Origin of the sequence: Curtobacterium sp. VKM Ac-2889 (assembly GCF_015350855.1) — a bacterium.
In the GTDB taxonomy this organism is placed as follows: Bacteria; Actinomycetota; Actinomycetes; order Actinomycetales; family Microbacteriaceae; genus Curtobacterium; species Curtobacterium poinsettiae.
In genome coordinates this window covers 269,723-295,683 of sequence record NZ_JADKSC010000003.1, presented here as the reverse complement: position 1 = coordinate 295,683, position 25,961 = coordinate 269,723, and the positions used below count along the sequence as shown (strand labels likewise).

The 25,961-nt window shown below is 72.2% G+C and carries 22 protein-coding genes; 1 reads left to right on the top strand and 21 read right to left on the bottom strand.

Features of this window, described 5'->3' with window-relative positions:
* Positions 1-14 precede the first annotated feature (14 nt).
* From gltB to ITJ50_RS11480, 16 genes are all read right to left on the bottom strand, one after another.
* The gene (gene gltB / locus ITJ50_RS11555) at positions 15-4,619 is read right to left on the bottom strand and encodes a glutamate synthase large subunit (protein ID WP_416354619.1); all 4,605 of its coding nucleotides are present in this window, start codon (positions 4,617-4,619) and stop codon (positions 15-17) included.
* Between the two features lie 160 nt (positions 4,620-4,779).
* Entirely contained in the window at positions 4,780-5,766 is a 987-nt protein-coding gene (gene lgt / locus ITJ50_RS11550) for a prolipoprotein diacylglyceryl transferase (protein ID WP_017887204.1), read from the bottom strand.
* Between the two features lie 96 nt (positions 5,767-5,862).
* Positions 5,863-6,657 carry a tryptophan synthase subunit alpha gene (gene trpA / locus ITJ50_RS11545; protein ID WP_017887203.1) on the bottom strand — a complete coding sequence of 265 codons (795 nt, stop codon included), beginning with the start codon at positions 6,655-6,657 and terminating at the stop codon, positions 5,863-5,865.
* Entirely contained in the window at positions 6,654-7,868 is a 1,215-nt protein-coding gene (gene trpB, locus ITJ50_RS11540; RefSeq protein ID WP_017887202.1) for a tryptophan synthase subunit beta, read from the bottom strand. Before trpB ends, trpA begins: the two co-directional genes overlap by 4 nt.
* A 128-nt stretch (positions 7,869-7,996) precedes the next feature.
* Positions 7,997-8,782: an indole-3-glycerol phosphate synthase TrpC gene (trpC, locus tag ITJ50_RS11535; protein WP_031259757.1), complete on the bottom strand. Its 786-nt coding sequence runs from the start codon at positions 8,780-8,782 to the stop codon at positions 7,997-7,999.
* Positions 8,783-8,801: 19 nt separating this feature from the next.
* The gene (locus ITJ50_RS11530) at positions 8,802-9,041 is read right to left on the bottom strand and encodes an HGxxPAAW family protein (protein ID WP_017887200.1); all 240 of its coding nucleotides are present in this window, start codon (positions 9,039-9,041) and stop codon (positions 8,802-8,804) included.
* Positions 9,038-9,736, bottom strand: a complete 699-nt coding sequence (locus ITJ50_RS11525) for a Trp biosynthesis-associated membrane protein (protein WP_017887199.1) — start codon at positions 9,734-9,736, stop codon at positions 9,038-9,040. Before ITJ50_RS11525 ends, ITJ50_RS11530 begins: the two co-directional genes overlap by 4 nt.
* Positions 9,733-11,277 (bottom strand): anthranilate synthase component I, encoded by a 1,545-nt coding sequence (locus tag ITJ50_RS11520; RefSeq protein WP_017887198.1) that lies wholly within the window; start codon positions 11,275-11,277, stop codon positions 9,733-9,735. Before ITJ50_RS11520 ends, ITJ50_RS11525 begins: the two co-directional genes overlap by 4 nt.
* Positions 11,274-11,672: a phosphoribosyl-AMP cyclohydrolase gene (gene hisI / locus ITJ50_RS11515; protein WP_017887197.1), complete on the bottom strand. Its 399-nt coding sequence runs from the start codon at positions 11,670-11,672 to the stop codon at positions 11,274-11,276. Before hisI ends, ITJ50_RS11520 begins: the two co-directional genes overlap by 4 nt.
* A gap of 25 nt (positions 11,673-11,697) precedes the next feature.
* Positions 11,698-12,468 carry an imidazole glycerol phosphate synthase subunit HisF gene (hisF, locus tag ITJ50_RS11510; RefSeq protein ID WP_017887196.1) on the bottom strand — a complete coding sequence of 257 codons (771 nt, stop codon included), beginning with the start codon at positions 12,466-12,468 and terminating at the stop codon, positions 11,698-11,700.
* Positions 12,465-13,304: an ATP phosphoribosyltransferase gene (hisG, locus tag ITJ50_RS11505; protein ID WP_017887195.1), complete on the bottom strand. Its 840-nt coding sequence runs from the start codon at positions 13,302-13,304 to the stop codon at positions 12,465-12,467. The genes hisF and hisG overlap by 4 nt, the downstream gene beginning before the upstream one ends.
* Positions 13,305-13,374: 70 nt before the next feature.
* Positions 13,375-13,638: a phosphoribosyl-ATP diphosphatase gene (locus ITJ50_RS11500; RefSeq protein WP_031259753.1), complete on the bottom strand. Its 264-nt coding sequence runs from the start codon at positions 13,636-13,638 to the stop codon at positions 13,375-13,377.
* 101 nt (positions 13,639-13,739) lie between these two features.
* A complete protein-coding gene (rpe, locus tag ITJ50_RS11495) occupies positions 13,740-14,399 on the bottom strand; it encodes a ribulose-phosphate 3-epimerase (protein WP_017887193.1) in 660 nt (219 codons plus the stop codon).
* A 35-nt stretch (positions 14,400-14,434) separates the two neighbouring features.
* Positions 14,435-16,003 (bottom strand): RsmB/NOP family class I SAM-dependent RNA methyltransferase, encoded by a 1,569-nt coding sequence (locus tag ITJ50_RS11490; RefSeq protein ID WP_228500810.1) that lies wholly within the window; start codon positions 16,001-16,003, stop codon positions 14,435-14,437.
* Positions 16,000-16,935, bottom strand: a complete 936-nt coding sequence (gene fmt, locus ITJ50_RS11485) for a methionyl-tRNA formyltransferase (RefSeq protein WP_194590532.1) — start codon at positions 16,933-16,935, stop codon at positions 16,000-16,002. The genes ITJ50_RS11490 and fmt overlap by 4 nt, the downstream gene beginning before the upstream one ends.
* Positions 16,936-17,002: 67 nt before the next feature.
* A complete protein-coding gene (locus tag ITJ50_RS11480; RefSeq protein ID WP_194590531.1) occupies positions 17,003-19,957 on the bottom strand; it encodes a DEAD/DEAH box helicase family protein in 2,955 nt (984 codons plus the stop codon).
* A 111-nt stretch (positions 19,958-20,068) separates the two neighbouring features.
* Between ITJ50_RS11480 and ITJ50_RS11475 the strand changes: the two genes are divergently transcribed.
* Positions 20,069-20,524 (top strand): DUF4383 domain-containing protein, encoded by a 456-nt coding sequence (locus tag ITJ50_RS11475; RefSeq protein ID WP_017887189.1) that lies wholly within the window; start codon positions 20,069-20,071, stop codon positions 20,522-20,524.
* Between the two features lie 124 nt (positions 20,525-20,648).
* Here ITJ50_RS11475 and ITJ50_RS11470 read toward each other — a convergent pair whose 3' ends face one another.
* Genes ITJ50_RS11470 through pyrF form a run of 5 tightly spaced genes read right to left on the bottom strand, consistent with a single transcriptional unit; the run spans position 20,649 to position 25,952 of the window.
* On the bottom strand, positions 20,649-22,631 hold the full coding sequence (locus ITJ50_RS11470; RefSeq protein WP_194590530.1) for a primosomal protein N': 1,983 nt from the start codon (positions 22,629-22,631) through the stop codon (positions 20,649-20,651).
* Positions 22,632-22,639: 8 nt separating this feature from the next.
* On the bottom strand, positions 22,640-23,851 hold the full coding sequence (metK, locus tag ITJ50_RS11465; protein WP_017887187.1) for a methionine adenosyltransferase: 1,212 nt from the start codon (positions 23,849-23,851) through the stop codon (positions 22,640-22,642).
* A gap of 5 nt (positions 23,852-23,856) precedes the next feature.
* Entirely contained in the window at positions 23,857-24,120 is a 264-nt protein-coding gene (rpoZ, locus tag ITJ50_RS11460) for a DNA-directed RNA polymerase subunit omega (RefSeq protein WP_017887186.1), read from the bottom strand.
* Between the two features lie 27 nt (positions 24,121-24,147).
* Positions 24,148-25,071 carry a guanylate kinase gene (gmk, locus tag ITJ50_RS11455; protein ID WP_323749908.1) on the bottom strand — a complete coding sequence of 308 codons (924 nt, stop codon included), beginning with the start codon at positions 25,069-25,071 and terminating at the stop codon, positions 24,148-24,150.
* Positions 25,068-25,952 (bottom strand): orotidine-5'-phosphate decarboxylase, encoded by an 885-nt coding sequence (gene pyrF / locus ITJ50_RS11450; protein WP_323749907.1) that lies wholly within the window; start codon positions 25,950-25,952, stop codon positions 25,068-25,070. Before pyrF ends, gmk begins: the two co-directional genes overlap by 4 nt.
* Between the last annotated feature and the right edge of the window lie 9 nt (positions 25,953-25,961).

The following is a 25,961-nucleotide window of genomic DNA, read 5'->3' as shown; positions in this document are numbered from 1 at the left end:
GACGTGCGTGACGCTCAGCCACCGGTCACCTCCATGATCCGATTCCAAACGATGTCACCGTCGGGGTCGAGCCCCTCGTCGACGGCCTGTCTGCGCGTCTCGAGCACCGCCGCGTAGTCGCGCGGCAGCACCTTGACGAAGTCGCTCAGGTCCCCGGACGCCAGCAGGTCGGACGCGAGCGTCGACCCCGTCTCGTCGGCGTGCCGGGTGAGCAGGTCGGTGACGATCTCGACGTCGGCACTGTCGAGCGCCTCGAGCCGGAGCTCGCCGGTCGCCAGGGCGTCGGTGTTCACGTGCTCCCGGCGCAGGCCCCGGATGTACGCCGTGCCACCCGACATACCGGCACCGAGGTTCCGGCCGGTCTCGCCCAGGATGAGCGCGAGTCCACCCGTCATGTACTCGAGCGCGTGGTCGCCCACACCCTCGACGACCGCCGTGGCACCGGAGTTGCGCACCAGGAACCGCTCGCCCACGATGCCGCGGATGAACATGCTGCCCTGGGTGGCGCCGTACCCGATGACGTTGCCAGCGATGACGTTCTCGGCCGGGTCGAAGCCCGAACCGGCGTCGGGGCGGACGACGATCTGGCCGCCGGACAGGCCCTTGCCGACGTAGTCGTTGCTGTCGCCGATCAGGCGCAGCGTGATGCCCGCCGGCAGGAACGCGCCGAGCGACTGCCCGGCCGAACCGCGCAGCGTGACGTCGATCGAACCGTTGGGCAGCCCGTGTTCCCCGTGTCGCAGGGTCACCTGGTGGCCGAGCATGGTGCCGACGGCGCGCTCGGTGTTCCGGATGGGCAGGTCGAGCGCGATCGACCCGCCGTGGTCGAGCACGTCAGCGGTCTGCTGGATGAGCTGCACGTCGAAGTGCTGGTCCAGCTCGTGGTCCTGCTCGCGGTGGTGGCGGCGCGGCTCCGCGTCGTCGAAGTGCGGTCCCTTGAGCACCGGCGCGAGGTCGAGGCCCGACGCCTTCCAGTGCTCCACGGCGCGGTCCACGTCGAGCGCGTCGGTCTGCCCGATCGCCTCGTCGAGGCTGCGGAAGCCGAGCTCCGCGAGGAGCTCGCGGACCTCTTGTGCGATGAACTCGAAGAAGTTGACGACGAACTCCGGCTTGCCGGAGAAGCGCTTGCGGAGCTCGGGGTTCTGCGTGGCGACGCCCACAGGGCAGGTGTCCAGGTGGCAGACGCGCATCAGGATGCACCCCTCGACCACGAGCGGAGCGGTCGCGAAGCCGTACTCCTCTGCTCCGAGCAACGCGGCCACGACGACGTCGCGCCCCGTCTTCATCTGCCCGTCCACCTGCACGACGACCCGGTCGCGCATGCCGTTCAGCATGAGCGTCTGCTGGGTCTCGGCCAGGCCGATCTCCCACGGGGTGCCGGCGTGCTTGAGCGAGTTCAGCGGGCTGGCGCCGGTGCCGCCGTCGTGGCCGGACACGAGCACGACGTCGGCCAGGGCCTTCGTCACACCGGCCGCGACGGCACCGATGCCGGACTGGCTGACGAGCTTCACGTGGACGCGGGCGGCCGGGTTGGCCCGCTTCACGTCGAAGATCAGCTGCTTGAGGTCCTCGATGGAGTAGATGTCGTGGTGCGGCGGCGGCGAGATCAGGCCGACGCCCGCGGTGGCGTGCCGGGTGCGGGCCACCCACGGGTAGACCTTGGCCGGGGGCAGCTGACCACCCTCGCCGGGCTTTGCACCCTGCGCCATCTTGAGCTGGATGTCGGTGGCGTGCGTCAGGTACATGCTCGTCACGCCGAAGCGTCCGGAGGCGACCTGCTTGATGGCGCTGCGGCGCTCGGGGTCGAGCAAGCGGTCGACGTCCTCACCGCCCTCGCCCGTGTTCGAGCGGCCGCCGAGACGGTTCATCGCGATGGCGAGGGTCTCGTGGGCTTCCTTCGAGATGGACCCGTAGGACATCGCGCCCGTGTTGAAGCGCTTGACGATCGACTCGATCGACTCGACCTCGTCGAGCGCGATGGGCTTGCGCGCACCCTGCTTGAAGCGGAACAGCCCGCGGAGCGTCATCAGCTGCTCGGACTGGTCGTCCACGGCGCTCGAGTACTCGCGGAAGATGTCGTACCGGCGGGCACGGGTCGCGTGCTGCAGGCGGAACACCGTGTCCGGGTTGAACAGGTGCGGCGGACCCTGACGGCGCCACTGGTACTCGCCCCCGATCTGCAGCCGCTCGTGCGACAGCACCGCGCCGTCCTGCGGGTACGCCTGGGCGTGCCGCTCGGCGTTCTCCTTGGCGATGACGTCGATGTCGACGCCGCCCAGGATCGACGAGGTGCCCGTGAAGTACTTGTCGACGAACTCCTGGCTGAGCCCGACGGCCTCGAAGGCCTGCGCACCGGCGTAGCTGGACACCGTGGAGATGCCCATCTTCGACATGATCTTCAGCACGCCCTTGCCGAGCGCCTTGATGACGTTCTTGACCGCCTGCTCGGGGGTGATGCCGGGGATCATGCCCGCGCGGACCAGGTTCTCGCAGGTCTCCATCGCCAGGTACGGGTTGATCGCCGACGCGCCGTACCCGATCAGGGTCGCCACGTGGTGGACCTCGCGCACATCGCCGGCCTCGACGATGAGCCCGACCTTCATGCGCTGCTCGGTGCGGATCAGGTGGTGGTGCACCGCCGCGAGGAGCAGCAGGCTCGGCACCGGTGCCTGCTCGGCGTTGCCGTCGCGGTCGGACAGCACGATGAACTGCTTGCCGGACTCGATCGCGGCGTCGACCTCGTCGCACACGGCGGCGATGCGCTTCTGCATCGCCTTCTTGCCGGCGTCGACGCGGTACAGCCCCTTGATCGTGACGGTCAGGTGGCGACCCGACTCGGTCTCGAAGTGCTGGACCTTGGCGAGCTGGTCGTTGTCGATCACGGGGAAGTCGAGCGTGATCTGCTTCGCGTGCTCCGGACCGGCGGAGAGCAGGTTGCGCTCCGGACCGAGACCCATCCCCATCGAGGTGATGACCTGCTCGCGGATCGAGTCGAGCGGCGGGTTGGTCACCTGGGCGAACTGCTGCGTGAAGTAGTCGAAGAGCAGTCGCGGACGCTCCGACAGCACCGCGATCGGGGTGTCCGACCCCATCGCACCGAGCGGTTCGGCACCCGCCGCGGCCATCGGACGGAGCAGGATGCGGACTTCTTCTTCGGTGTAGCCGAACGCCCGCTGACGGCGGGTGACCGAGGCCGGGGTGTGCACGATGTGCTCGCGCTCCGGCAGGTCGTTCAGGTTGATGCGGCCGGCTTCGAGCCAGTCGGCCCACGGACCCGAGGCGGCGAGCTCGCGCTTGACCTCGTCGTCCTCGATGATGCGGCCGGCCTCGGTGTCCACCAGGAACATCCGGCCCGGGCGCAGGCGGCCCTTGCGCACGACCTTGGCGGCCGGCACGTCGATGACCCCGGTCTCGGAGCCCATCACGATGAGCCCGTCGTCGGTGACGAGGAACCGGCCGGGGCGCAGGCCGTTGCGGTCGAGGGTGGCGCCGACGAGCGACCCGTCGGTGAAGGTGATCGCGGCGGGGCCGTCCCACGGCTCCATGAGCATCGAGTGGTACTCGTAGAACGCCCGGAGGTCCGGGTCCATCCCGACCTGGTTCTCCCACGCCTCTGGAACCATCATCGACACGGCGTGCGGCAGCGTCCGACCGGTCAGGGTCAGCAGCTCGAGGACCTCGTCGAACGAGGCCGAGTCACTCGCCCCCGGGCTGACGATGGGGAGCAGCGGGGCCATGTCGCCCAGCAGTTCGCTCTCGAGCTGCGACTGGCGCGCCCGCATCCAGTTGCGGTTGCCGCGCACCGTGTTGATCTCACCGTTGTGGGCGATGGTCCGGAACGGCTGGGCGAGCGGCCACGACGGGAACGTGTTGGTGGAGTAGCGCGAGTGCACGATCGCGAGCTTCGACGTGAAGCGCTCGTCGCTCAGGTCCGGGTAGAACGGCTCGAGCTGGAGCGTCGTGACCATGCCCTTGTAGACCATGGTGCGGCTCGACAGCGACATGAAGTACAGGTCGTTGTCGTGCTCGGCGCGCTTCCGGAGCCGGAACGCCTGCCGGTCGAGGGCGATGCCGCTCCACGATGCCCCGTGCACGTCGTGCCGGATCGAGGCGACGAACAGCTGCTCGAACGCCGGCATCGCGGCACGGGCGAGCGTGCCGAGGACCTCCGGACGCACCGGGACCTCGCGCCACCCCAGGACCTTCAGGCCCTCTTCGCGGGCGAGTCGTTCGACGGCGCCCTTCACCGCGTGCCGGGCGTCGTCGTCCAGCGGCAGGTAGGCGGTCCCGACGGCGTACTCCCCCGCTGCCGGCAGCTCGAACGGTACGACGTCCCGCAGGAACTCGTCCGGCACCTGGCACAGGATGCCGGCGCCGTCACCGGTGCCCGCGTCGGATCCCACGGCACCGCGGTGCTCGAGGTTCCGGAGCGCACCGAGCGCCGCGTCGACGATGTCGTGCCCCGGCGTGCCGCGCAGGGTCGCGACCATCGCCAGTCCGCAGGCGTCCTTCTCGTTCGCCGGGTCGTACATGCCCGTGGCGTCCGGGATCGCGGAGAAGCGGCGGTGCGGCGGCACGAGGCTCGTCGGTGCCGAGGGCTGGGTTGGCTGGAGCGCCATGGGGAACCGTCCTCACGAGGAAGTGGAACAGGGACAGCGGTGGCCCGGTGGTGCGTTCCGCCCGAGCGGGCGGGACTGGTGCCCGTGCCCGCCGTCAGTGGTCGTTGCCCTGGCGGCCGGCGAGGTTGCTGGGCCCCGCTTGTGGCGGAGACCGTCTGGTTCAGCGGGTGGTCGTGACCGGTTCGTCACTCGTGACGCCGTCTGCTGCGTCGTCGTCGTGCTCCGAGAAGGTGTCTTCGGAGTCTACATCGGAGGTCGGACGGGGCCCGCGACCCGGCAGGTACGGGCTCGGCTCCTTGCCGGTGTGCCGTCGGCTCTGCACCACGAAGATCAGGATGCCGATGACGACCGCGGCGAGGGCCATCCACACGTTCGTGCGGACGCCGAAGAAGGTCTCGCTCGTGTCGACGCGGATGGACTCGAGCACCGAGCGGCCCGCGCCGTACCAGATCAGGTACAGGCCGAGGACCTTGCCCCACTGGAGCGTGAACTTGCGGGCCAGGAACAGGATGACGACCACGCCGAGGACGTTCCAGATGATCTCGTACAGGAACGTCGGGTGGAACAGCGTGCCCTCGGGCAGGCCCTTCGGGAACGCGGCGTTGCTGGAGTCGATCTCGAGCCCCCAGGGCAGGCTCGTCGGCATGCCGAAGAGCTCCTGGTTGAAGTAGTTGCCCAGGCGTCCGAAGGCCTGTGCGAGCAGGACGCCCGGCACGACGGCGTCGATGAACGACGTGAACCGGAGACCGACCTGGCGGCACCCGATCCAGGCGCCGACCGACCCGAGGATCAGCGCGCCGAAGATGGCCAGCCCGCCCTCCCAGATGTACAGGAACGACAGCGGGTCGATGCCGGGGCCGAAGTAGTCGGACACGTGGGTGAACACGTGGAAGAGCCGTCCGCCGATGATGCCGGCGGGCACGGCCCAGATGGCGATGTCGATGATGATCCATCGCTCGACGCCCCGGGCGTTGAGCCGACGGTTCGCGAGGACGACCGCGGCGACGATCCCGACCAGGATGCAGATCGCGTACGCGTGGATGCGGAAGTCGAGGGGCAGCGACCAGCCGAACGCGTCGCGGAGCCAGGCGGTCAGGTCGAAGTACTGCCAGGCGGTGCTCGGGCTCGGGATGCTCAGGAGGGGCATGGAGGTGCTGTCGCCTTTCGGAACTGACGGGGCGCGGTCGACGTGGCGTCGGCCTCGCTCACTGTAGCGCGGGTCGCGGGCCCGACAGGAACTGGACTAGCGGCGGCGGGCGCCGGTGGCGAGGTCGGCGGCCCGGTCGGCCACACCCTGCACACCGAGGTCGGCCAGGGCCCGGACGAACGCGGACCCGACGATCGCACCGTCGGCGTACTCGAGCACCTCGCCGACCTGCTCCGCCGTCGAGATCCCGAGGCCGACACAGGTGCGCTCGACCCCGGCGTCACGCAGGCGCGACACGACGGTGCGTGCGGCGACGTCGACCCCGACCCGGGCACCGGTCACGCCCATCGTCGACACGGCGTAGACGAAGCCACGACTGGACTCCACCGCCTGACGCATGCGCTCGTCCGACGAGGACGGCGCGGCGAGGAAGACCCGGTCGAGGCCGGTGCGCTCGGACGCTTCGGTCCACGCGGTGGCCTCGTCGGGGATGAGGTCGGGCGTGATGAGACCGGCGGCTCCCGCGGCGACGAGGTCGTCGGCGAAACGGTCCACGCCGTAGCGCAGCACCGGGTTCCAGTAGGTCATGACGAGCACCGGCACGTCGGCCCGCTCGGTGATCTGCTGCACGGCGTCGAAGACCTGTGCGACCCGGAAGCCGTTCGCCAGGCTCTCCTCGGCTGCGCGCTGGATGACGGGGCCGTCCATGACCGGGTCGGAGTACGGCAGGCCGAACTCGATGACGTCCACGCCGTTCTCGGCGAGGGCGACGGCTGCGTCGACGCTGGTCTGCAGGTTCGGGTACCCGGCGGGCAGGTACCCGACGACGGCTCCGGCGCGCTCGGCGTTGGCGGCGTCGATCGTCTGGGCGACGGTCTTGTTCGTGGTCACAGCTGCACCGCGTTCTCGTCGAGGATGCCGAAGTAGCGACTGGCGGACGCGACGTCCTTGTCACCGCGGCCGGACAGGTTCACGAGCACGACGCCCTCGGGCCCGAGCTCCTTGCCGAGCTTGATGGCACCGGCCAGGGCGTGCGACGACTCGATCGCCGGGATGATGCCCTCGGTCTGGCTCATCAGGCGGAACGCCTCCATGGCCTCGGTGTCGGTGATCGGCTGGTACTTCGCCCGGCCGATCGACGCCAGGTACGCGTGCTCCGGGCCGACGCTCGGGTAGTCGAGCCCGGCGGAGATGCTGTGGCTCTCGATGGTCTGGCCGTCCTCGTCCTGCATCAGGTAGGACTTCGCTCCCTGCAGCACGCCTTCGCGACCGAGCGTGATGCTCGCCGCGTGCCGACCGGTCTCGACGCCGTCACCACCGGCCTCGAAGCCGTGCAGCGCGACGGACTCGTCGTCGAGGAACGCCTCGAAGATGCCCATCGCGTTCGAGCCGCCGCCGACGCACGCCGCGACGGCGTCCGGCAGCCGACCGATGCGGTCGAGGACCTGCTGGCGCGCTTCCTCGCCGATGACCTTGTGGAACTCGCGCACCATCTCGGGGAACGGGTGCGGACCGGCGACGGTGCCGAGCAGGTAGTGCGTCGACTCGACGTTGGCGACCCAGTCGCGCAGGGCGTCGTTGATGGCGTCCTTGAGGGTGCGCGAACCGGTCTCGACCGGGATCACCTCGGCGCCGAGCAGGCGCATCCGCGCGACGTTGAGCGCCTGGCGCTCGGTGTCGACGGCGCCCATGTAGACGACACACTCCATGCCGAACAGGGCTGCGGCGGTCGCGGTGGCGACACCGTGCTGCCCGGCCCCGGTCTCGGCGATCAGGCGGGTCTTGCCGAGGCGGCGGGCGACGAGGGCCTGGCCGAGGACGTTGTTGATCTTGTGCGAGCCGGTGTGGTTCAGGTCCTCGCGCTTCAGGATGATCCGGGCGCCACCGGCGTGCTTCGCGAACCGCGGCACCTCGGTGATGATCGACGGACGCCCGGTGTAGTCACGGTGCAGCGCGTCGAGTTCCGCACGGAACGCCGGGTCCGCCCAGGCCTGACGGAAGGCGGCCTCGAGCTCGTCGAGCGCGAGGACGAGGGACTCGGGGACGAAGCGTCCGCCGAAGTCGCCGAAGTAGGGGCCGTGCAGGTCGCGGAGTGAGGTCACGATGTGTCTCCCGGGACGAGTCCGACGCGGCCGGTCGGCCGCGTCGGACGGGTGGAACGTGCGGCCGCGGTCGGCGGCCTCGATGCGTGGAGCGGACCGGGCCGCGGTTCGGCGGCCTGGTGAGCCGGTCAGGCCTGGTCGGCGGCGTCGATGAACGACGCGAGGGTCGCGGCGGGGTCGCTCCCCGTCACGAGCGCCTCGCCGACCAGCACGACGTCGGCGCCCGCTGCACGGTAGTGGGCGACGTCGGCGGGACCGGAGACCGCGGACTCGGCGACGCGCACGACCCCGTCGGGGATGCGGTCGGCGAGCGACCCGAACAGGTCGCGGTCGAGCGAGAAGTCGGTGAGGTCGCGGGCGTTCACGCCGAGGATGCGGGCACCGGCGTCCAGGCCACGCGTGACCTCGTCACCGGAGTGCGCCTCGACCAGGACGCGCATGCCGAGTTCTTCGGCGAGCGTGTGCAGCTCGACCAGGCGGGCCTGCTCGAGCGCCGCCACGATGAGCAGCACGACGTCGGCACCCGACGCCCGGGCCTCGATGACCTGGTACGGGTCGGCGATGAAGTCCTTGCGGAGCACGGGGACCCCGACACGGGCCTTCACGGCTTCGAGGTCGGCGAGGCTGCCGAGGAACTTGCGCCCCTCGGTCAGGACGCTGATCGTCGACGCGCCACCACGTTCGTAGTCGGCGGCGAGGCCTGCGGGGTCGGCGATCGCGGCCATCGCCCCGCGGGACGGGCTGGCGCGCTTCACCTCGGCGATGATCTTCACCCGGTCGCCCGGGCTCAGGAACGCGAGGGCGTCGAGGGGCGACGCCACCCGGTCGAGGTCGCGTTCGACGTCCGCGTACGGGCGATCGACACGACGGGCTGCGGCGTCTTCGAGGGCGCCGGCGACGAGGGTCTCGAGCACGTTCGGCATCGGCAGACCCCTACTCGCCGTGGTGCTTGGGGACGAACTTCGGACCGTCGACGCCGTAGCCGGCCTTCTTCATCACGCCACCGACGATGAGGCCGATGAGGACGACGCCAGCGGAGGCCCAGACGCCCCACGGCTGGTCGAACCAGAAGAACAGCGTGCCTGCCGCGAATCCGATCAGCATGATCACGACGGCGGTCCAGGCGGCCGGCGAGTGGCCTTCGCCGAGTTCTGCGGGCTCAGTGTTGCTCACGGTGCTCCTCGTTCTGCTCCGGCGTCGTCGGTCGAGCGACGCCCTGTCGATCCTACCGTGTCGTCACTCGGCGCCCCCGCGCCCGCGCCGTCCACGGTGGTGGGGTCCACGCCCGCGCTCAGGTCGTCCCAGTCGACGACCGCATCGCGCTCGACGGGTGCCGCGGCCCGCGCCGCGGCGGCGGCTCCGGCGGTCGCGGCTCCGTACTTCCGGCTCGGTCCGGGCCAGGCGCGCTGGACCACGATGACGACGACGCCCAGCAGCACGGCGAGCACGCCGCCCGCGATGCCGACTGCGGGCCACGGGCTCACGCTGACGCTCGACACGACGCTCCGGACGGCGCCGAGGTCGCTCACCCCGGCGACCTCGCCCACGGCGCCGCGTGCAGCGGCGATCGGGTCGGCGGCCGCGGTGATGCCGCTGACGACCACGCCGAGGCCGAGCAGGATCTCCACGGCGGCGAGCACGATGCGCAGCACCCGTCCGGCGATGGTCATCGCGAGGAACAGCGCGAGGCTCGCGATCGCCAGCGCGGTGAACTGCGGCACGACCGCTGCGCCGTCGGCGGCGACCGTCGACGTGACTGCCGCTCCCGCGTGCAGGCGGACGGTGAACCAGGTCTGGGTCCACGCGAGCATGATGATGCCGGCGACCAGGAGTCCGGCGACGACGACGATCGGGCGCGACCGCTTCACGAACGGACCTCGCGCATCCGGTTCGCCGTCGCGACGGCACGCAACGGGGCCGCGGCCTTGTTGACCGCCTCGACGTGCTCGGTCTCCGGGTCGGAGTCGGCCACGAGGCCGGCCCCGGCCTGCACGCGGGCGACGCCGTCCTTGATCAGGGCGGTGCGGATCGCGATCGCCAGGTCGGCGTCCCCGGCGAAGTCGAAGTAGCCCACGACACCGGCGTACGCACCACGCTTGGCGGGCTCGAGCTCGTCGATGATCTGGAGCGCTCGGGGCTTCGGCGCGCCCGAGAGCGTGCCTGCCGGGAACGTCGCCCGGAACACGTCGATCGCCGAGGCCTCGGGACGGATGCGGCCCTCGACGCTCGACACCAGGTGCATGATGTGGCTGAACCGCTCGACCGTCATGAACTCGGTGACGGCGACCGTGCCCGGCTCGCACACCTTCTGCAGGTCGTTGCGGGACAGGTCGACGAGCATCAGGTGCTCCGCGCGCTCCTTCGGGTCGCCGAGCAGGTCCTCGCCGAGGCGGACGTCCTCTTCGGGCGTGGCACCACGCGGGCGGGACCCGGCGATCGGGTGGGTGACGGCGTGGTCGCCCTGCACCTTCACCAGCGCCTCGGGCGAGGCGCCGACGATCCAGAACCGCTCGTCGGCGGTGTCCGCCAGCGCCAGGAAGTACATGTACGGGCTCGGGTTCAGGGTCCGGAGCACGCGGTAGACGTCAAGCGGGTCGGCCGTCACCTCGTGGTCGAACCGCTGCGAGATGACGACCTGGAACACGTCGCCGTCGCGGATGAAGTCCTTCGACCGCTCGACGGCGGCCATGTAGTCGGCCGGACTCGTCCGGTGCGTCGGGGTCGGCTCCGCGATCTCGAACGCCTCGGCGACGGTCGCGACGCTCGGCTGCACCAGGTCGCCCTGCATGCGGTCGAGGCGCTGCTGCGCGTCCGCCCACAGGGCATCGGCGTCGTCCGTGCCGTCGTTCAGCACGCTCGCGACGAGCAGCACGAGCCCGGTGCGGTGGTCGAGGGCGGCGAGCTCGGAGACGAACGACAGCGCCTGTCCGGGCACGTCGAAGTCGGACGGCGGCACGTTCGGCAGGTGTTCGAGCTGCCGGACGGCCTCCCACCCGATGAAGCCCACGGTGCCGCCGACGAGCGGCGGCGAGCCGGGCACGCGGGGCGTGGCCCAGCGCTCGTGCAGCCGCGCGAGGACGTCCAGCGGGGCACCGTCGAGGGACCCGACGGCCCGCTCGGCGTCGATGCCGGTGTCGATCCACGCCGCGCGGTCGCCGTCCTGCGTCAGGACGCCGAAGCTCCGCACCCCGACGAACGACCAGCGCGACCACAGGCCGCCCTGGCCGGCGGACTCGAGCAGGAACGACCCGGGGCGGCCGTCGGCGAGCTTGCGGTACACGCCGACCGGCGTCTCGCTGTCGCCGTACAGGGCGCGGACGACCGGGATGACGCGGTGGTCGTCGACCAGACCGTCGAACTCCGGCCGGGAGGTCGTGTGCGGGTTCTCGGAGATCGTCGCGGCGGTCATCGGGTCGCCTCCACGGCTGCGTCGGCCGGGGCGGACATGGTCACGGGCGCGAGCGGGTCGACGTCGAAGCACCGGTGCGCACCGGTGTGGCACGCCGCCCCGACCTGGTGCACCGTCACGAGGAGCGTGTCGTCGTCGCAGTCCAGCGCGGCCCCGCGGACGTACTGCGCGTGTCCCGACGTGTCGCCCTTCCGCCAGTACTCGTTCCGCGACCGCGACCAGAAGGTCACACGGCCCTCGGTGAGGGTGCGGCGGAGGGCTTCCCGGTCCATGTAGCCGAGCATGAGGACGTCCTTCGACGATTCCTCCTGCACGATGGCGGGGAGCAGGCCGTCCGCACCGAAGTGTGCGCGGTCGAGGACCGCCTCGGTGTCGGTGCTGGTGCTGTCGGTCATGAGACTCCTAGCCTACGGCGGCGGATCAGCGGACGGCGTGACCGGTCGCGCGGAGCGCGGCCTTGACGTCCCCCACGGTCATCTCGCCACGGTGGAAGACGCTGGCGGCGAGGACCGCGTCCGCACCCGCGTCGACGGCGGGGGCGAAGTGCTCGACGCGACCCGCGCCTCCTGAGGCGATCACCGGGACGGACGAGACCGCGCGCACCGCGGCCACGAGTTCGAGGTCGAACCCGTTCTTCGTGCCGTCGGCGTCGATCGAGTTGACGAGCAGCTCCCCCGCACCGCGTTCGACGGCTTCGCGTGCCCAGGCGATCGCGTCGAGGTCGGACTCGGTCCGCCCCCCGTGGGTGGTGACCACGAAGCCCGAGGGCATCCGGTCCGACCGCTTGACGTCGAGCGAGAGCACGACGGCCTGCGCGCCGAACCGGTCGGCGATCTCGCCGACGAGTTCGTGGCGGGCGATGGCCGCGCTGTTCACGCCGATCTTGTCCGCACCGCACTGCTGCAGCCGCGACACGTCGTCGACGCTGCGCACCCCACCACCGACGGTGAGCGGGATGAAGACCTGTTCGGCCGTCCGGGTCACGGTGTCGTACATCGTCGCCCGGTTCTCGACCGTGGCGCCGACGTCGAGGAAGGTCAGCTCGTCGGCACCCTGCTCGTAGTACCGCGCCGCGAGCTCGACGGGGTCACCGGCGTCCTGCAGGTCGAGGAAGTTGACACCCTTGACGACTCGGCCGCCCTTGACGTCGAGGCACGGGATGACCCGCACCGACACGCCGCCGGTGGTCACAGGCGTGCGGCGTGGATCGGGCTGACGAGGATCGCCCGGGCGCCGAGGTCGTAGAGCGCGTCCATGATGAGGTTCGCGTCGTCGCGCGGGATCATCACGCGGACCGCCGCCCACTCGCGGTCGTGCAGCGGCGACACCGTGGGCGACTCGATGCCGGACGCCACCGCCGTCGCCTGCTCGAGCAGTGCCGTGGGGACGTCGTAGTCGAGCATCACGTAGCCGCGGGCGACGAGCACGCCCTGCAGCCGCCGACGCAGCACGTCGATGCCGGCGATGGTCTCGTCGGTGGAGACGAGCACCGCGGTCGACTCGAGGATCACCGGGCCGAAGATCTCGAGGCCCGCCTGTCGGAGCGTGCTGCCCGTCGACACGACGTCGGCAACAGCGTCGGCGACCCCGAGCCGCACGGCGCTCTCGACGGCGCCGTCGAGCTTCACGAGCGTCGAGGTGACCCCGTGCTCGGCGAGGAACGCTCCGACGAGGCCGGGGTAGCTCGTGGCCACGCGGACGCCGTCGAGGTCCTGCAGCGAGGCGAACCGTCCGGGCGTGCCGGCGAACCGGAAGGTGGAGTCGGCGAAGCCGAGCGCGTCGACCTCGTGCGCCTCGGAGCCGGAGTCGAGCAGCAGGTCACGGCCGGTGATGCCGACGTCGAGTGCGCCGGACCCCACGTACGTGGCGATGTCCCGTGGGCGGAGGAAGAAGAACTCGACGCCGTTGCGCTCGTCGAGCAGGTGCAGCGCCTTCGGGTCACGGCGACCGGCGTACCCGGCCTCACGCAGCATGTCGGACGCGGTCTCGGACAGGGAGCCCTTGTTGGGCACGGCGATGCGGAGCATCAGGGGTCTGCTTTCTGGTCGGGGTCGTGGCGGATCGAGGTCGGTGCGCGGGCTGGTGCCCGAGCGCGTCCTACAGATGTCGCCAGACGTCCGCCGGGGTGAGCCCCTTGGCGACCATGAGGACCTGGAGGTGGTAGACCAGCTGCGAGATCTCCTCCGAGGTGCGCTCGTCGCCCTCGTACTCGGCCGCCATCCAGACCTCGGCGGCTTCCTCGACGATCTTCTTGCCGATCTGGTGCACGCCGGCGTCGAGTTCGGCGACGGTGCCGGAGCCCTCGGGGCGCGTGCGCGCCTTCTCGGTGAGCTCCTGGAACAGGTCGTCGAACGTCTTCACGGGGTCCAGGCTACCGGTCTCCGCTGACGCTGCCGACGCACCGTCCGGACGGGAGGCGGTGGTCGCCTCGGCCACGCCGGTACCGTCCGGCGTTCCCCCGGTCACGAGCGTGCCCGAGCGGCGGCCTCGCGCAGGTCGGTGATGCGCGCGGCGGGCTCGCCGCCGAAGACCGCGGACCCCGCGACGAGCGTGTCGGCACCGCTCCGCACGGCCTCGGGCACGGTGTCCACCGAGATGCCCCCGTCCACCTCGAGCCAGACGTCGAGCCCCGAGGCGTCGACCGCCGCGCGCGCGTCAGCGAGCTTCGGCATCACGGACGGCATGAACGACTGGCCGCCGAACCCGGGCTCGACCGTCATCAGCAGGATCATGTCGTAGGCGTCGAGGTGGTGCAGCACCTGCGTGATCGGCGTGCCGGGCTTCACGGCGACGGCCGCGCGGGCACCGTTCGACCGGATCGCCGCTGCGGTCGCCACCGGGTCCTCGGCTGCCTCGAAGTGGAACGTGACGCTCGACGCACCGGTCTCGGCGTACTTCGGCGCGTTGCGGTCGGCGTCGGTGACCATGAGGTGCACGTCCAGCGGCACCGGCGACACCTGCTGCAGGCGCTCGACGATCGGCAGCCCGAGCGTCAGGTTCGGCACGAAGTGGTTGTCCATCACGTCGACGTGCACCAGGTCGGCGGTCTCGATGCGGTGGAGTTCACGCTCGAGGTTCGCGAAGTCGGCGGACAGGATGCTCGGCGAGATGCGGATCGTCACCGGGCAAGCCTACCGGCGTGCCGCGCGTCGGGGCCTCAGTCGACGCGGCGGAACAGCGCGATGAACATCGCGTCCGTGCCGATCCGGTGCGGCCACAGCTGCGCTGTGGCGCCGTCCGCGATCTCCGGGTCACGAGCGGCGACACCCCGGACGACCGTGGCGGTGTCGAGCTGCTCGAGCCGGTCACCGTGCCGCCCCATCAGCGCGTCGACCTGCCCGCGCGTCTCGGCCAGGTGCGGCGAGCACGTCACGTACGCCAGGATCCCGCCCGGTGCGAGCACGCGGACGGCGGCGTCGAGCAGTTCGGTCTGCAGCGCGGCGAGCTCCTCGACGTCCTCGGGGAGCTTCCGCCAGCGGGCCTCCGGCCGGCGACGCAGTGCGCCGAGCCCGGTGCACGGGGCGTCGAGCAGGATGCGGTCGAAGGTCATCCCGGTGCCGTCGCGGCCGTACCGACGGGCGTCGCCCTCGACGACCCGCACGTGGTCGCCGAACACGCCGAGGGCGTTCCGCACGAGTCCGGCCCGGGCGGGCACGAGCTCGTTGGCGACCAGGGTCGCCCCGCCCTGCTGCGCCTCGGCGGCGAGCAGCGCGGCCTTGCCGCCGGGACCGGCGCACATGTCGAGCCACCGCTCCCCCGCACGCACGTCCGACGAGCGGCTCAGCGCCAGCGCGGCGAGCTGCGACCCCTCGTCCTGCACGCGCAGGCGCCCGGCGGCGACGCCCGGCACGCGCGCCGGGTCGCCGGAGATGCCGCGGATGCCGACGGGCGACACCGGCGCGGCGTCCGCCTGCACGACGGGCTCGTCGGCCCGGACGGGAGGCACGGTGCCGGTCGCGCCGTCGGCCTCCGGTTCGTCGTCCGCGGGCACCAGGGCCGCGGGCACGTCGTCCGCACCGGTCGCGTCAGCGAACGCGGCGTCGGTGTCGTCGTCCGGCGCGGTGCGCGCGGTCGCGGTGGCGATGTCCTCGTCGGTGGCGAGTCCGGGCAGGGCTGCGAGCTGCACCCGGGGTGCTGCGTTGTCGGCAGCGAGCAGGGCTGCGAGCTCGTCGCGGGAGCGCTCGGCAGCCAGGGCGTCGCGGAGCGCGGAGACGACCCAGACCGGGTGCGACCACCGGGTGGCGAGCAGGGCGTCCCCGGCGCGGCCCTCGGTGATCAGGGCGTCCCACTCGTCGTCGGTGCGGGCGGCGATCTTCCGCATCACGGCGTTGACGAACCCGGTGGCGCGGCGGGCACCGACCTCGCGGGCGAGCTCCACCGTGGCGTCGACGGCGGCGTGCGTCGGCGTGCGCATGGCGAGCAGCTGGTGGGCGCCCAGGCGCATAACGTCGAGGACGTCCGCCTCGATGTTCTCGGCCCGGCGACCGGAGGCCAGCGCGATGATGACGTCGTAGCGGCCGAGCATCCGGATCGACCCGTAGGTGAGCTCGGTCGCGAACCCGGCGTCGCGGGCGGTGAGCCCGGCACGACGGATGCGCGTCGGCAGCAGCAGGTTCGCGTAGGCGTCGTCGACCTGCACGGCGCGGAGCACGTCGAACGCCACGCGGCGGGCACTGGCCGGGCGGGGGCCACGGCGGGCAGCCTGGGGCTTCGTCTGGGGGCTCATGCGAGGACCTTCCCGTCCAGTTCGCCGAGGCCACGGGCCCAGGCGGCGGCGTCCATCGCCTTCTTGCCCGCCGGCTGCACCTCGAGCAGCACGAGCGGGGTGTCGGCGGTCCCGACCAGCAGCCGACCGCCGTGGAGCGCGAGCGCACCGGGCGCGAGCGACGGGGCGGGGTCCTCGGCGCCTCCTGGCTGGAGCGTGCTGCGGAGCAGCTTCACGCGGGTCTCGCCCAGGTGGGCGTACGCGCCGGGCTCGGGCGTGACGCCGCGCAGCCGGGCGTGCACGACCGCTGCCGGAGCGGCGAAGTCGACGCGGCCGTCGTCGATCGTGAGCTTCGGGGCGAGCGTGGGCTCGCCGGACTGCTCGGTCGCGACAGCGGTGCCGGCGGCGATGGCGTCCACGACGTCCGCCACGACGTCGGCGCCGACCTCGGCCATCGCGGCGAGGACCTCGCCCGAGGTCGCCTCGGGGTCGATCTCGAAGGGCCGCGCGGCGTGCACCGGGCCGGCGTCCAGCGCCTCGACCAGCTGGAAGACCGTGGCGGCGGTCCGGGTGTCGCCGGCCATCACCGCACGCTGCACGGGAGCAGCGCCGCGGTACGCCGGCAGGTCGGAGAAGTGCAGGTTGATCCACCCGTGCCGCGGGGCGTCGAGGGCCGGACGGCGGAGCAGAGCGCCGTAGGCGACGATCACGCCGAGGTCGACGTCGAGGTCCGTGATACGGGCGGTGACGGCGTCGTCGACGCGCGAGGCCTCGATGACCGGCAGTCCGAGCTCCGCGGCGACGACGGCCACCGGGGTCGGGGTGAGGACACGCTTGCGGCCCTGCGGGGTGGCCGGCCGGGTGAGCACCGCGACGATCTCGTGGTCGGACGCCGCCAGACGGCGGAGGGTGGGGACGGCCGCAGCGGGGCTGCCGGCGACGACGAGACGCATGGGTCCATCGTCCCACGCGCGTCGCCCGCGGCTGGCACGAGCACCGGCCGACGTCACCAGCCCGTCGTCAGGACCACTGGTCACGCAGGGACGGCGGCGTCTTCGTCGCCCCGGAGTCACGTCGAGCGCGGAGCAGCAGCACGAGCGACGCTGGCGAGTCGATCTCGTGGAGTCGACACGGACCGACCGAACGGTCCCAGTCGGCGGCGAACGCCTCGGCGTCCTCCCGCCGTCGTCCGATCCCCGTCGGGACCGCCAGGAACCGGTTGCCGCGGGTGGTCGTCCGTGCGATCCACAGCGCGAGCGCCAGCAGCGGTGCCCGGCGCAGCCGCGCTGCCTCGCCGCGCCCGGTCTCGAGCAGGAACCGCGGCGTGCGGACCGGACCGAACGCCTCGGCGAGTGCGCTCGTCACCGTGCGGCGGTCCTCCACGGTCCCGCCGAGGGCCTCCATGGTGAACGCCACCGGCAGCCTGCCGACCATCGTCGGGGTGACGCGGATGTCGCCGTCACCGTAGGCGGGGATGCGTCCGGCGCGGTGCAGGCCGTCGATGACGACGCGGACGGCGCTCCGGTAGCCGTGCGCGGTGTCGAACCGCTGTCGCAGCGCCGTGCCGAGCTGGCGGGCGACCGGCCAGGCGACCGCGGTCGCGGCGACCACGGTGAGGACCGCACCGACGACGCCGAGGACGACGCCGGCGCGCCAGAGTTCGACGACGACACGGAACGACTGTGCGACGACCGCGAGCACCAGCGCGAGCACGACGGTCATCACGGCGGCTGCGGTGGGGCCGGTGGTCCACGGCGCGGCATCGGGTTCGTGGAGGACGGCCGCCGTGCTCTCGCGGTCGGCGTACGGCTCGCCGATGCGCCAGGCCGCGTGGGTCTGCTCACGGGACGGCAGCGCCGCCGCGATGTCGTCGTCGAGCGCTCGGACGCTCCGCCGCTTGTCCTTGGCGACGATCGCGGCGAGCCGCAGGGCGTGTGCGTCGGAGAGTGCGGTCCCGGTGCCGCGGACGACCTGGGTGTCGTCCTCGCGGAGGAGTCCCCAGAGCTGATCGTGCTTCCGGTGCATGCGGCTGACGTCCGGCGCTGCGAGGAGCGGGACGTCAGCGGGCACGACGGCGGTGACGGTCCAGTTGTGGGCGACCTTGCGGGGCCAGGCGGGGTCGAGGCGCAGGGTGCGGCCGCGGAGCTGCTGGGTGGCGGAGGACGTCGCGACGGCCGTGAGGTCGATCAGGGTGTTCACCGCCGGGCAGTCCCAGCCCTCGCCGAGGAGTCCGCGGGTGCCGACGACGAGACGGGTGGTCGCGTCGGTGAGCAGTGCCGAGACGGCGGCGATGACCGCGGCCGAGCCGGTGCCGGCGGTCTCCACCGCGAGCACCCCCGGTGTGCCGTCCACCGGGCTGGCGGGCAGTTCGGTGCCGAGGTGGCGTCGGAGCGCGGGCAGCAGGACGTCGGCGTCGCGGGCGGCGATGCGGAGGTGCTTCGCGGTGACGAGGACGGGGTGCAGGCCGGTGAGGGTCGGGTCCGCGGCGATCGTCGCGAAGGTGCGGAGCGCGCCGGCGTCGCGCCCACCCGAGCCACGGGCGTTGCCGTGCGTGGCGTGGTCCGTGACGACGACGGTGCGCAGGCGGCCCGCGCCCTCCTGCTCGAGTTCGAGCCGGAGGATCTCCCCCACCGCGGTGTCCTTGGCCGCGGACGAGGCGAGGACGGTGTCGACGGGGTCGCGGCCACGCCGGACCCCGCGGTCCGTCAGGGTGAAGCCGAAGTCGACGATGGACCGTTTGATCCGCTGCCACTGTTCCGCTCGGTCGGGATCGGGCAGGAGCCGGTCGAGGGCGTAGCGGGCGAGCAGCCGGAGTCGCTGCTCGGCGTCGGGTGTGCTCCGGGCGGCGTGGTGGACGAAGGCCAGGACCGGGTGGTCCGGACGGACCTCCGCGAGCATGCGCGCGGCGGACTCGGCGACGGCGAAGTCGGTGTCGAACGCACGGGCCAGCCGCGTCTCGGGCGATGCCGTGGCCGAGCGGTCACCGTCGGACTGGTCGACGGGTGGCTGCAGGGTGTGCACCAGCCAGTCCGCGCCGTCGGGGTCGTCGAACGTCGTCGCCACCAGGCTCGCGAGCTGGTCCTCGTGCTCGCGGAGGAACGCGATCTCGTCCTGCGTGGGTTCGACGAACCAGACGTGGTCTCGGTAGGGCGCGAGGTTGCCCTCCTTCACCACGGCCGGCGTCGGGACCTCGTGGTCGACGTCGCCGAGCAGCGCGGTGTAGTTGTCGTGCGCGTCCCGGTCGTCGGTGGACGGCAGGGTGGCGGTGAGCCCGATGAGCAGGGGTTCACGGCCGGCCTGCCGGATGCGTGCGGCGAGGTACGCGACCACGAGCGCCCAGTGGTCGAGCAGGTGGTGGCACTCGTCGAGCACGATGGTGCCGACGCCGTGCGCGACGAGCCGGTCGACCAGGGCCCGGGCGTTCGGGTGCAGCGCGGTCGCGAGGAGCGCCGGGTCCTCGCGGGCGAGTCGACGGCGGATGGCCCGTGAGCGCCGCGCGATCCCCTTCCGGTACGCCGTCGGGTTGGAGCCATCGAGGTCGACGAGCCACGCTGCCGCAGCCTGCTCGTCGCGGCCGCCCTCGACGAGTTCGCGGCGCCAGTCCGCAGCCGCGAGCTCGGTGAGCGGGTTGCCGGTCTCGAGGACCGAGAGCATCTGGTAGGTCAGCGCGGTCAGGTCACCGGGGTGCTCGGGGTCCTCGGACACGCGGACGGCCGGAGCACCGTCGAGCGCGGCAGCCGAGACGGCCCACTGGGAGCGGATCGTCGCGGTCGGCGCGAGGACGAGCGCGCGGGCTCCGGCGCGGCCGGCCAGCAGGAGCCCGAGCAGGGTCTTGCCGGAGCCCGGCGGCGCGACCACGTGCACCGGGTCCCCTGGCACCACGGGCACCCGGTCGAGCACGTCCTGCTGGTAGCGCCGCAGCGTCCCCTGGTAGCGCCAGTCCGTGAGCGGACCGCCCCGTTCCCCCGTCGTCACGCCTCGAGTCTCCCACGGGCCGTGCGCGGCGAGGTGCGTTCCGTGGACCGTCCGTGAACCGACTGCGCGGTGGCTGCGTACGGTCTGAACCACATCAGGAAAGGAACCACCATGAGCGACGTCACCACCGCCACCAACCGCTACGCCGGTTCGTCCGTCCAGAAGGCCGCCCTCGTGGTCGGCATCGTGTTCCTGCTCGTCGGGATCGCCGGGTTCGTCCCCGGCATCACGACCGGTGACCTGGCCGGCGCCGGACACGAGTCGATGGGCATGCTGCTCGGCATCTTCCAGGTGTCGGTGCTGCACAACATCGTCCACCTGCTGTTCGGCGTCGTCGGACTGCTCGCCGCCAACCGGGCCACCGGCTCGCGGATGTACCTCGTGCTCGGCGGGGTCGTCTACTTCGTCCTGTGGGTCTACGGCCTGTTCACCGCCGGGCACAGCTCGGGTGCGAACTTCGTCCCGCTGAACAACGCCGACAACTGGCTGCACCTCGTGCTCGCCATCGGCATGGTCGCCCTCGGCGTCGTGCTGCCGCGCGAGCGTCGCCGGCCCGCCAACGCCTGACCGGCGCACACCCGACTGTCGCAGCAACGCGGCAGACCCCGAACGACACCGCCGACGTCCCACGACGTCGGCGGTGTCGTTCTGCGTCGGGGCCACCCAGTCGTGCCCACCCGGTCGGCCGGGCTCAGACCTCGGAGAACGGTTCGGCGTCGTCGAGCCGCACCCGCAGCGTCGGAGCGGCCCGTCGGCGGTTGCCACCCTTGAGCACCCGCCGGGTCGACGAACGCCGGATGACCTCGGCCTTGAGCGTCGCCGCGACCTCGGCACCGTGGGCGTACGGGAACCGCACGATCGCCCGGACCGTGCCCGGCAGGGCGTCGTCCTCGACGGGGACCGGGCCGAGCACCGGACCGACGACGGCATCGCCCAGGGCCTCGACCGCAGCGGTGACGGCCTCGTCGGTGCCGGTCATCGTCGCCACCCGGACGGCCGGCGGGAAGTGGAGTTCACGGCGGTCGGTGAGTTCGTCGTGCGCGGGTCCGTCGAGCCGCCACAGGGCCATCGCAGACGCCAGACGCCCACCGATCCCGACCAGGTACACCTCGGCGCCGGGGGCCGACTTCGCCGCCGCGTTCGTCCAGAAGCGCAGCACGTCCTCCTGCACGCGCAGCCCTTCGCGGGCGAGCATCTTCTCGCCGTCGAGCAGCAGCACGCAGGCGTAACCGCCGGGCACCGAGGGTTCCGCCCCGCGGGTGGCGACGACGACCGACGGCTTCGCGGGGACCTCGTCGAGCGGACGGGATCCGTCCGCGACGATGATCCGGGTGCCGGGGAACGCCCGCCCGAGCTCCTCCGCGGTGCGCTGTGCGCCCTGGCCGACCGGCTTGACGGTGCCGTTGCCGCACGTCGGGCAGCGGAACCCGACGGCCAGGGCACCGCAGAACCGGCACTGGGGGGTGGCGCCCCGGTGGGGGCTGCCGAGCGGGCCGCCGCAGACCCGGCAGTGCGCCCGTTCGCCGCACTCGGCGCAGACCAGGCCGGTGCCGAAGCCCGGGCTCGCGACCTGCACCAGGACGGCTCCGTGCTGGCTCGCCTCGCGCGCGGCGCGCCAGGCCGAACTCGGGATGCGCGCCTGGGCGGCGAAGCCCTCGGCCCCGGTCTGCTGCACCGTGGGGATGACCTTCGGGGTCTTCACGCGGTACGGGACGACGTCCTGCAGCCAGTGCAGCTCGACCAGGCGTTGCACGTCGGTGCTGCGCGCGTGCGAGACGAACAGCAGCGCGGCACCGGACTGGGCCGCCCGCACCAGGGCGACGTCGCGCGTGTGCACGTAAGGGGCCCGCTGCTCGATGAACGAGGCGTCGCCGTCGTCCCACATCGCGATCAGCCCGAGCTCCGTCGCCGGCGCGTACATCGCCGTGCGGTTCCCGATCGCGACCACCGGGTGCGTGCGGGCCTGCAGCAGGGCCTTCGCACGCTGCCCGTTCGTCTGCTTCGCGTCGAACCGCACCACCCGTTCCGGCGGCAGCACGGCGAGCAGGGCGCGCTCGAGGTCGATGACGTCGCGGAAGTCCGGCACGGCGACCACCGCGGACTGCTCGGCCGCCAGCGTGTGCGCCGCGGCCTGGGCGAGCGTCGCAGCCCATCCCGGCACCCACACCGATGCGTCCGCGTCACCCACCGCCACGGGCTGGGGGACGGCGGCGACCGCAGCACGTCCGTGCTCCGTCACCACGGCCTCCAGGACGCCGTCGGCGTAGCCGGTGACGGGCGGAGCGGTCACCGGCGGGGGCGACCACGCGGTGTCACGGGCGAGCCAGGCGTTCTCGGCGCGCACCTGCCGCGGTGGGACGGCGAGGCGCAGGACGTCGGAGGCGACGCCCGCCGCCCGGTCCGCGACGGCGCGCGCGAGGGTCCAGATCTCCGGCGCCAGGACGGGCACCGGGGACAGCACGGCCTCGATCTGGCTGAGCTCACCGGGGTACTCACCCTCGGTGACGATCTCGACCACGTACCCGTCGGACATCCGCGCCCCGGTGCGCAGCGGCACCTTGACGCGGACCCCCGCGACGCAGTCGTCCTCGAGCTCGGCCGGCACCCGGTAGTCGAACAGACGGTCCAACTGCGGGAGCGGCGAGTCGAGGACGACGCGCGCGACGGTGGTCACGCGGTGCTTCAGACGGTCGCGGCGACGAGTCCTGCGGCAGCGCGGAGTTCCTCGACACGGTCGAGCTGCTCCCACGTGAACCCGGGGAGCTCGCGGCCGAAGTGGCCGTAGGTCGCGGTCTGCGCGTAGATCGGTCGGAGCAGGTCGAGGTCGCGGATGATCGCGGCCGGACGCAGGTCGAACACCTGGCGGATGGCGGCTTCGATCGTGGCGTCGTCGACGTGTCCGGTGCCGAAGGTCTCGACGTAGAGCCCGACGGGCTTCGCGCGGCCGATCGCGTACGCGACCTGCACCTCGAGCCGGTCGGCGAGCCCCGCGGCGACCGCGTTCTTGGCGACCCAGCGCAGCGCGTAGGCGGCCGAACGGTCGACCTTCGACGGGTCCTTGCCGCTGAACGCTCCGCCACCGTGACGGGAGGCCCCGCCGTACGTGTCGACGATCACCTTGCGGCCGGTGAGTCCGGCGTCGCCCTGGGGTCCACCGATCTCGAAGCGACCCGTCGGGTTCACGATGACGTCGACGTGCGAGGAGTCGAGGTCGACGAGGTCGAGGACCGGACGGATCACGTGCTCGGTGATCGCGGCGGTGAGCTCGTCGAGCGTGACGCTCGGCGAGTGCTGCGTGGAGAGCACGACGGTCTCGACGGTCTTCGGCACGACGCCGTCGTACCCGACGGTGACCTGGGTCTTGCCGTCGGGACGCAGGAACGACAGCTCGCCCGACTTGCGGACCGCGGCCAGGCGCTCGGCGAGACGGTGCGCCAGCCAGATCGCGACCGGCATGTACTCGGGGGTCTCGTTCGTCGCGAAGCCGAACATGATGCCCTGGTCGCCGGCGCCCTGACGGTCGAGCGGATCGACCGCACCGGTGCGGGAGTCGAGCGACTCGTCCACACCCTGCGCGATGTCGGGCGACTGCGCACCGATCGAGACCTCGACACCGCAGGTGGCACCGTCGAACGAGACGTCCGACGAGTTGTAGCCGATGCCGGTGATGACGTCACGGACGAGCTTCGGGATCTCGACGTAGCCGGAGGTCGTGACCTCGCCGGCGACGTGCACGAGCCCGGTGGTCACCATCGTCTCGACGGCGACGCGCGCGTTCGGGTCGACCGTGAGCAGCGCGTCGAGGATGCTGTCCGAGATCTGGTCGCAGATCTTGTCGGGGTGCCCCTCGGTCACCGACTCGGACGTGAAGAGGCGGAGAGCAGCTGCAGTCACCGGGATCAGTCGGTGGGCTGCTGCTGCTTGGTGACGGTGAGCTTGTCCTCGTTGATCTCGTGGAGCGCGACGGACAGCGGCTTGTCGTCGATCGTCGAGTCGACGAGCGGGCCGACGTTGTCGAACAGCGAGCCCTCGTGCAGGTCGGCGTAGTAGTCGTTGATCTGGCGGGCGCGCTTCGACGCGAAGATGACGAGCGCGTACTTCGACTCGACCTTGCTGAGCAGGTCGTCGATGGGCGGGTCGATGATGCCCTGGGGGTTGGCCATGGTGTCTCCTCGAAGTCAGTGCACCCGTCAGGGCGCAGAGAACAAGTCTACGACCTCACGTGCCGCGGTGCCGACATCGGAGTTCACGATCCGCACGTCGAACTCGTCCTGGGCGGCCAGCTCGACCTTCGCGGTCTCGAGACGACGCGCCTGTTCCTCCGCGGATTCGGTGCCACGGCCGATGAGTCGGCGCACCAGTTCCTCCCACGTCGGGGGCAGCAGGAACACCAGCACGGCCTCGGGCATGGCGTCACGGACCTGTCGTGCGCCCTGCAGGTCGATCTCGAGCATGACCTTCTCGCCGGCGTCGAGCGCACGGTCGATCGGCGGCCGCGGGGTGCCGTAGCGGTACGAGTTGTGGACGGTTGCCCACTCGAGCAGCTCGCGGTCGCGGATCATCCGGTCGAACTCGGCGTCGTCCACGAAGTAGTAGTGCACACCGTCGACCTCGCCGGGGCGGGGCTTCCGGGTGGTGGCGGAGACGCTGAGGTTGACGTCCGGGTACTGCTGTCGGATGTGCGCGCTCACCGTGCCCTTGCCGACCGCGGTGGGTCCGGCGAGCACGACGAGCTTCGAGGCACCACGCTTGCGACCGCGGGCGGCGAGCCAGTCCGCCAGCGCGGTCCGCTGCCGGGTGCCGAGGCCACCGAGGCGCTTCGACGGTGCGATCCGCAGGGTCCCCATGATCGCCTCGGCTCGTGCGGGGCCGATGCCCGGCAGGCTGACGAGCAGGTCGCGGACCCGCAGCGAACGCTCGGCCGAGGTCGTCTCGACCAGCGAGTCGTCCCACGCGGCACGGGCGACGTCGAGTGCGGAGCGCTCCCCCGACGCGATCGCCGCCTTCACCGCAGCCCGGGCGCGTCGTGCGGCGACGGCGGCCTTCGCCGCGGCGACGCGGTCCACCTCTGGCGGGGTGCGGTGCGCGGGCAGGCCCTCGGGCGCGTCGGTCACGCTGCCGCCGCCAGTGCCGTGCGGATGCGGTCGGCGCGGTCGGCGACGAGGGCCGCGACCCCGTCCGGACCGTCGGTCAGCAGGCCGCGCGACTCGCTCACGAGCACCTGCTCGGCACGGGCGCCGTACAGCGCCCGGAGGTCCTCGATGCGGGCCCCCTGGGCGCCGAAGCCCGGGGCGAGGACCGGCGCGGAGCCGATCGCGTCCGCGTCGATGCCGAAGTCGTCGAGGTGAAGGGTCGCGCCGAGCACGAGCCCGACGTCGCCCAGGGCCTGATCGCCCACGGACCGGTTGTCGTCTGCCACGTCCAAGACGATACCGGCCGCGACCGTCCGGCCGGTACGCGGTCCCTCGGCCAGCACCGCGGTCTGCAGCACCCGGGCCTCGGGGTTGCTCGTCGCCGCGAGCACGAAGACCCCCGCACCGTTCCGGCGCGCGACGTCGATCGTGCCCCGGAGCGAGCCGTACCCGAGGTACGGCGACACCGTCATCGCGTCGGCCGCGAACGGCCCGTCGCGGTCCAGCCATGCCAGCGCGTAGTCGTCACCGGTCGTCCCGATGTCGCCCCGCTTCACGTCGGCGACGACCAGGAGGCCCGCATCGCGTGCCCGACGGATCGTCGCGTCGAGCGCGCGGTAGCCCGCCACCCCCGCCGCCTCGAAGAAGGCGACCTGCGGCTTCACGATCGCCGCGCGGCCGGCGGCCGCGTCGACCAGGGCCGCGCCGAATGCGGCAAGGCCCTGCTCGTCGCGGGCGAGCCCCCACGCCGCCAGGGTGGCGGCGTGGGGGTCGATGCCGACGCAGAGCGGTGAACGCTCGCGCACGGCGGACGCGAGTCGGTCACCGAAGGAGGCCGGGCCTCCTGACCGGTTCGTGCCCACGCTGGCAGC